The sequence below is a fragment of the Citrobacter sp. TBCS-14 genome (assembly GCF_005280805.1).
Classification (GTDB): domain Bacteria; phylum Pseudomonadota; class Gammaproteobacteria; order Enterobacterales; family Enterobacteriaceae; genus Citrobacter; species Citrobacter gillenii.
In genome coordinates, this window is sequence record NZ_SZWM01001170.1 from 322 (window position 1) to 550 (window position 229).

Here is a 229-nt window from a genome sequence, read left to right on the forward strand (position 1 = left end):
TGATGTTGCATAGCAATTTCCCATATCGTCGTTTATTTACCGTTTCCGGCGACGGTGTCGCCTTCACGCGTTAGCCACCAGGCCCCTAAAATTGGCAGTGTTGTTACCAGCATTACCAGCAATGCCACAACGTTGGTAACAGGCACATCTCGTGGGCGACCCAGTTGATTGAGCAGCCACAGCGGAAGTGTTCTTTCATGTCCGGCGGTGAACGTTGTCACGATGATTT

The 229-nt window shown here is 51.1% G+C and carries 1 pseudogene; it reads right to left on the minus strand.

What is annotated here, in order from left to right:
• Positions 1–32: 32 nt before the first annotated feature.
• Positions 33–229: pseudogene (locus FDX22_RS24615) on the minus strand (ABC transporter permease); the annotation flags it as partial.